At 67.4% G+C, this 4,831-nt stretch carries 1 protein-coding gene and 1 pseudogene; one reads left to right on the top strand and one right to left on the bottom strand.

Going from position 1 to position 4,831, the window contains the following annotated elements:
• The first annotated feature begins 471 nt into the window (after positions 1 to 471).
• A complete protein-coding gene (locus ACDELDRAFT_RS19205; RefSeq protein WP_005799695.1) occupies positions 472 to 1,023 on the top strand; it encodes a midcut-by-XrtH protein in 552 nt (183 codons plus the stop codon).
• Between the two features lie 6 nt (positions 1,024 to 1,029).
• Here the strand turns inward: ACDELDRAFT_RS19205 and priA are convergent.
• Positions 1,030 to 3,149, bottom strand: a pseudogene (gene priA, locus ACDELDRAFT_RS19200) (replication restart helicase PriA).
• Between the last annotated feature and the right edge of the window lie 1,682 nt (positions 3,150 to 4,831).

The raw sequence follows: 4,831 nt of genomic DNA, 5'->3' as shown, positions 1-4,831 counted from the left end.
GTCAGGGGGGAGCCGCCACCGCCGCCACCCGCGCCGCCGGCCCACGCCATCGGCAGACACCCCAGCGTGAGAACGCAGGCAAAGGCCACGGCGGTCGGCCTCAGCCGCCCAGGACGCGCGAGGGCATGGAGGGGACGGTCAGGGGTTGGTTGGTGTGAGGGGGTCATGGTGCGGGGGGCAGAAAGGTAAAAAGAGTCGCCGGTGCAACGGCGCACAGAGACGCAAAGCGACGCACCCTAAGAGGATTTGTTACCAACGGCAAGAAAATAATGGCATGGGGCCGCGCGGGTGGCCAACGCGGTGGTGGGCGGGTGTGGGTGCAGCATCCAATGAGAGGGCCGACACCCAAGGGCAGAGCCGTCCACACGCGGCATCCACCGCCACCTCTGCGGCATGCGTATGGCAATTTTCCGCTTGGCGGCAACGCATGCTGTGATAACAATTTGCTTTTTCAGTTGAGAGGAAAAAGCAATGAAGCAAATCCTGGCGCGTGCACGCGTCTGCTGCACCCTGGTGGTGGGAGGCGCCTTGGCGCAGGGCGCTGCCGCGCAATCTGTCGGGGGCATTGCGTACGCCCCGCTGGGGGCACAGAGTGTGCCCACGATGTCGGAGTGGGCGCTGATCCTGCTGGCCGTGGCATTGGCCGCATTGACCTATCGCGCAACGCGGGGGCAGGCGGGGCGGACGCTGAAGATCTGGGCGGCGGGCCTTCTGGCGTGCGCCACCTTTGCGGCGGCTGTCTGGAACCAGCCGGCCATCGCGGTGCCATTGGACACGATTCTGATGACCCAACCCGCCGGCGGCACCGCCGATATTCCCTCCCATCCGGACCTTTTCACAGGGGATTTCTTCCACGACTATTCGGCGCAGAACCAGACACCCAAGCCACAGCGGATCACCGGCATCAGCCTGAACGCTGGACTGTCGATACCGCCGAGCGGGCCCGCGCCCAAATGCACCGTCGGCCTGGTGCTGCAGCCCAACGACATCTGTTACGTGCGGGTCTACAAAGAGCCCACCTGACGGACCCTAGATCGTCAGCGGGTCCACATCCACCAGCCAGCGCACCAGCCCCTTGTGCTCGGGCTGGCCGCGCGTGGCCTGCAGCACGGGCTGCCACGCGGCCAGGAAGCGCTGCAGGGCGGCGCGGCTGGGGCTTTCCATCAGCATCTGGGCGCGTTCCACATTGGCCACGCGCTGGATGGTGAGCGGCACGGGCGGGAACAGGGTCACCACGTCCAGCCCCGGCAGGCCCGCCGCATGCGCCGCGGCGGTGGCAGCGCCCAGAAAGCCTTGCGCCACCTCTTGCGTGCGCGCGTCGGCCCGCACCAGGGCCTGGTAGGCAAAGGGCGGCATGGCGGCTTCTTCGCGCTCTTTCAATTGCTGCGCGGCAAAGGCCTCGTAGTCGTGCTTGCGCAGCGCCTCGAACACCGCGTGGTCGGGGTGAAAGCTCTGCACCCACATTTCGCACGGCGTGCCCTGTGCGGCCATGTAGGCGGCGTCGCGCCCGGCGCGGCCCGCGGCCTGCATCAGCAGCGCAAACAGGCGCTCGGGCGCACGGAAGTCGCTGCTGAACAGCGCCCCGTCGGGCTGCACGGCGGCCACCAGCGTGATGCGGCGAAAGTCATGGCCCTTGGCAATCATCTGCGTGCCTACCAGCACGTCCACCTCGCCGGAGTGCACCTGTGCGAGCTGGGCCTCCAGCGCGCCCTTGGCCTTGGTGGTGTCGGCATCGATGCGGGCGATGCGCGCCGGATTGCCGTCCGGGCGTTGCACGTTGCGCAGCAGGGCGGCCAGTTGCTCTTCGAGCTGCTCGGTGCCCCTGCCCATGGGGTGGATGTCGGGGCTGCCGCAGCTGGGGCAGTGGTGGGGCACGCGCACGGTGTAGCCGCAGTGGTGGCAGCGCAGGGTGCGGTCGGATTTATGGAAGACCTGGTGGGCGCTGCAGTGCGGGCAGTCGCTTTTCCAGCCGCAGTCCACGCAGTGCAGCACGGGCGCGTAGCCCCGGCGGTTGAGCAGCACCATGCTTTGTTCTCCGCGCGCCACGCGCTCGGTGATGGCCTGCAGCAGAGGCGCGCTGAACACGGCACGCCGGGGCTGCTGGTTCATGTCCACCCGGCGCACGCGGGCCAGGGCGCCAGCGCCAATGCGGCTGGGCATGTGCAGGCGCACGTAGCGGCCGCCCACCGGGTCTTCGGGGGTGGCGGGCGGCTGGCATGCCAGCTCTCCAGCGACGGCGTGGCCGAGCCCAGCAGCACCTTGGCACCCTGCTCGCGCCCGCGCCAGATGGCCAGGTCGCGGGCCGAGTAGCGGGCGCCCTCTTGCTGCTTGTAGCTGGGGTCGTGCTCTTCGTCGACCACGATGAGTCGGAGCCCCGGCAGGCTGGCAAACACGGCCATGCGCGTGCCCAGTACGATGCGCGCCGCGCCGCTGTGCGCGGCCAGCCAGCTCTTGAGGCGCTGCGGGTTCGTCATGCCGCTGTGCAGCGACACCACGGCGCCCGCGCCAAAACGCGGGGCAAAGCGGCTGACGAAGCGCTCTTCGAGCTGGGGCGTGAGGTTGATCTCGGGCACCATCACCAGAGCCTGGGCGGTGGCGTCGGCTTCGAGCATCTCCTGCACGCAGCGCAGGTACACCTCGGTCTTGCCGCTGCCGGTGCTGCCGAACAGCAGGAAGGGGCCTTTCTCTGCAGCAATTCGGGCTCTTGCGCTTTCCTGCTCTGCGGTAAGTGCTATGTTTTGAATAGCGTTTGCGCTCTCGTCTGTCGCCTTGGCGGGGCGGCGCAGGCGCCGTGCCAGCTGTTCGGGCCGCAGGTCGCGCAACTGCGGGGGCAGGGCGGCCAGGGCCACCTCGCCCAGTCCGCGCTGGTAGTACCGTGCCGCAAAGGCCACCAGGCGACGCCACGGCAGATCGAGCGGGGCCACCCCTTCCAGCACCCCGGCAATGGCGCGCAGGCTGGCGCCCTCGGGCAGCTCGCCAGTGGCGTCTTCGGCGTCCCACACCACGCCCAGCACCTCCCGCGTGCCCAGTGGCACGCGCACCAACGTGCCGGGTGGTAGCGGGCGCTCACTGGCGTAGCTGAGCAGATCCCCCACGCCGCTGTGCGATGGGGTGTGCAGGGCCACTTGGACGAGGGAGGGAGGGGGCACGGGCCTAGAGCCTTGGGACGTTCTTCAGGAGGTGCGCAGAGGGTCTGCGGCGGGCCATTCTAGGCGGCCCCGTGCCAGGCTGGGGCCGGAAGCCGCCGCGAGGATGGGCGCGGAGAGGTCCGCTGGCGCAGCGGCGTCAACGGGTGGGGGCAGGGCGCGGCAGAACGGACGTTGTCGCCCCCCGCCGCAACCCTCGTGCCCGGCCTGCTGTCCTCTGCCTTGGCAGTCCCGTTCTCTCCGTTGGCCTGTGGCGGGGGCGTATCGCGGCGTGTTTTTGCGCCATCTCGTGCCGATGGGCGGGCCGCCACGGACGCAAGGACCGGTTGCGGTGCCCCCGGCGATGGGGATGCCGGGGCAGCCCCCGTGGAGCGCAAGAACCTGTTGACGACCTTCTCGGGGTCGCGCAAGTACCTTGCCGGGATGGGCTGCAAGGCGCGGTGAATAGCTCGGCCATCCACAAGCACCGCAACGCCGCAGACCGCCCGGCAAGGCACTCGCCCGACGGTGGGAGTGAAATCGGTCGCTGGAACGCCTCGGCTGCTCGCGTGGGCATGCGTCCATGCGGCGCATCCGAGGCATCCACCCCTCCCGATGGCACTCCACTGCGATCCCCCAAAAGGTCGTCAACAGGTTCTAAGAGCCAGTCATCCCGAATTTCTGTGGATAACTTTGTTGACATTCTGCGGCTATCCACCGCCAGCCCGCGTGGATCCTGGGCTCCAACAGAATGCCCAGAAAACGGGCATCCACAAAAAATCCTTATGAATCAATCATCTGAGGAAATTTCGGTTCCATTTTTGTGTTAACACCGATTTGCCTGCTTTTGCTGCGGTGCACCAGGTTTGGTGTGCATAAGTCGCACACCCCTGGTGCGTCAAGAGGGGAAAACGCCCCTGATTTGTGCTAGGGACAGGGCCTGTTCCTCAGCACTTTTTGCGGTTTCGCCTGCAAGTGCTTGATTTTTCGGGGGATTTCCGAGAAATCCAGAATTTCTGTGGATAACTTTGTTGATATCCCGGGGGTTCAAGGCGTAAGCCCTTGAAACTGCGCGTTTCCGCTGGATTGCCCGCAAATTGGGCAAACCAAAGAAGCACATATAAATCAATGGGTTAGCTCATTGCCATGGAATCGTTACAAAACATTTCGCTGGCGCGCCAGTGGGTGCCGGTGCCTTGTCCGCTGCCCCTGGCTTGTGCATAACCGAAGGCCGCGCGGGCCCTTGGGGCCGGCACGCGGTACCGTTCGCCGGCCTGCTCGGTAAGGGCTCGGGCCCACCGCTGGGGTGCCAGAGCCATCGGGCGTGACAAGGCCGGAAGGGGCGCGGAAGACGGCACGGCGGCCACCTGGCAGGGGGCTCAGTGCGCAACCTGGCCATGTCGGCCCCGTGCCGCTCGCGTGCGGGCGGCGTCCGTCGAGCTGCTGACCTTGAGCGCGCAGGGTTGGGCGGGATGTCGTGGCGAGGCGAGGCGTGGCGTGGCAGCGGGCGGCCCAAGGCCGGGGAGCGAACACCGCGCTACGGTTTTCGAAGGAGTGTGGGGCTGGGGAACGGGACGTGCCCCTGCCCCTGCCAGTGCTTGGTGTCCAGTGCCGCAGTGCCGCTGGCGTGGCGGGCCCCGAGGCGGGAGCGCGGGCCCGGACGCGACATCAATGCGATTCCAAACAAAAAAAGCGTTGCGCGCCCC

The organism is Acidovorax delafieldii 2AN (assembly GCF_000175235.1).
GTDB lineage: Bacteria > Pseudomonadota > Gammaproteobacteria > Burkholderiales > Burkholderiaceae_C > Acidovorax > Acidovorax delafieldii_B.
Note: the sequence above shows the minus strand (reverse complement) of the source record. Positions and strands in the feature narration are given on the sequence as shown.

Bases quoted from the DNA above. Each gene is read 5' to 3' on its own strand.
- ACDELDRAFT_RS19205 (WP_005799695.1), top strand. From the start codon at position 472: ATGAAGCAAATCCTGGCGCGTGCACGCGTCTGCTGCACCCTGGTGGTG.